Annotated in this window: 2 protein-coding genes; both read left to right on the forward strand. The window is 30.6% G+C overall.

Features of this window, described 5'->3' with window-relative positions:
• The first annotated feature begins 704 nt into the window (after window positions 1–704).
• Window positions 705–953, forward strand: coding sequence for a hypothetical protein (locus AOB46_RS22605; protein WP_062703654.1), 249 nt, complete (start codon window positions 705–707; stop codon window positions 951–953).
• 103 nt (window positions 954–1056) lie between these two features.
• Window positions 1057–1524: a hypothetical protein gene (locus tag AOB46_RS22610; RefSeq protein WP_062703656.1), complete on the forward strand. Its 468-nt coding sequence runs from the start codon at window positions 1057–1059 to the stop codon at window positions 1522–1524.
• Window positions 1525–1911: the final 387 nt, after the last annotated feature.

A 1911-nucleotide genomic window follows, 5' to 3' on the forward strand; every position in this document is an offset into this window, starting at 1 on the left:
TTGATAAAATTATAGAATATATTCTGAATCTTAAAGTTGATAATTATGATGATATCCCATTAATCGAGTCATAAGTAAAAAAGTTGTTCTTTTCTTTACTATTTTAGACAAAACAATGGCGTGAACGTCATCGCCTATACTCAAAGAAAAACAATAGGCTGTTTCATTTCTGAAACAGTCTATTTTGCTATATATGACTACATCTGTCTGCAATTTTGAAATAATAAGTATATTTACAACTATACAGATCAGTTAGGAAATGTACGGTTGAGCTATCAGAATAATGGCTCAGGAGCAGCCGTTCTTGAAGAAAATAACTATTATCCGTTTGGATTAAAGCATTATGGATACAATTATACATCAGGAATGGCTTAATGGAATTTAAAATATGTCACGACCAGGAAAGACAACATATAGTCAGTTTTCTTCTAACGGTATGTCAGCTTGGGCTAATTATGAAAGTTTACCATTTGGTGAAGCTTCCCGACTTTATAGTTGGATTGATAGAGGAGGTAGTGGATATTACCAGACAATACGCTTGAGTAGTATGGTTTTGGAGGACGTGCAAATTGGGGATTTGCAGCATTTTAGGGTTAGAAAATATATCTGGAGAAACAAGAGTTACGATACATGGCTCATCGCTAAAGCTTTATCGACGCAACGTAAACGGAAATGAATTTATAAAAAACCGATATACAAGAACAATGGCATTAAGTAAGATTGGAAGCGGTTTGGGTAAATTTTCTTTTGGTTTAGCTGCGGCAATGGATTTTAGAGGGACAATTAATTACTATAATGATCCAACTTCCCCAAACTCTGCGAACCCAGGAAAAGCAACTGTAAATACAGTATTTGGAGCACTTGGAGTATGGGGAGGCGTAGCAGGGGAGTCGGAAGCTTATTTTATTTTGGAATTGATGCATTTTATCCTGGCGGCTGGGATGGAGCAATGATTGATACAGAAAGAAGACAAGCCATTTTTGATGAAATTATTAATCAAAATTCAGGAATGGCCCCTCAGTATATTTTTCCATACGGTTCACAAAAATTTTAGACATGAGTATTAAAAAGTTATACTATTATTTTTATTATAAAATACATAAATCAATAGCGGTTACTTCAGAAGTATCAGGAGGTAAATTTGGAACGTTGTTTAAAACCTCACTTGTTATTATTGTTTTAGAAATTTGGCTATTAGCCTCTTTACTTATATATTACAAAGTATATATTAATCCAAAAGCTGATATTGTTGGAACGAAAATAGGATGGATAATTATGGTAGCAATTCTAGTTTTGGTTGATTACGCTATATTTTATAGTAAAAATCAATGGAAAAAAATTATTGATGAATTTGATAAATTACCTAATAAAAAAAATAAGAAGGGTAATTGGGTTACTTTTACTATAGTATTAATCATAATTGGAAATTTTATTTTTTCTTTCTATTGTTTAGATTTGAAAGCTAGAAAAGATCAGACTGGACCATATTCTAAAAAATATATAGAATTTCAAAAAGAGAGATAGTCTAAAAAAAGTATATTTATATAAAACTCCAGCTGACACTGCTATTGTACTCTAAGAAAAACAAGAGACTGTTTCATCTTTGAAGCAGTCTATTTCTATTACGATTAATATCTTTAACACATAACAAAGATGGTTCACATCCTAAATTATTATACAGTAAATCTTAAGAAAAATTAATAAAAATAAAGATGAAACAAGCTATAATGGTCTTTTTGTTACTTTCAACAATTTGTGTCTATTCACAAATAAAAATGACTGTAACTCCACAGAATAATAAAACTGAAAATTTCTAATAATATCCAATCTTATTTTACTACTGAACAAAAAGAAAAGTATAAGAAATATAAAATCTTTGCGGGCGATATTATTAGTAAGCCATTGTCACTT

This window comes from Chryseobacterium indologenes (assembly GCF_001295265.1).
GTDB classification, from domain to species: domain Bacteria; phylum Bacteroidota; class Bacteroidia; order Flavobacteriales; family Weeksellaceae; genus Chryseobacterium; species Chryseobacterium indologenes_A.

What these genes read in the sequence shown, in the direction of transcription:
- AOB46_RS22605 (WP_062703654.1), top strand. Translation starts at nt 705, where the DNA reads ATGGCATTAAGTAAGATTGGAAGCGGTTTGGGTAAATTTTCTTTTGGT.
- AOB46_RS22610 (WP_062703656.1), top strand. Translation starts at nt 1,057, where the DNA reads ATGAGTATTAAAAAGTTATACTATTATTTTTATTATAAAATACATAAA.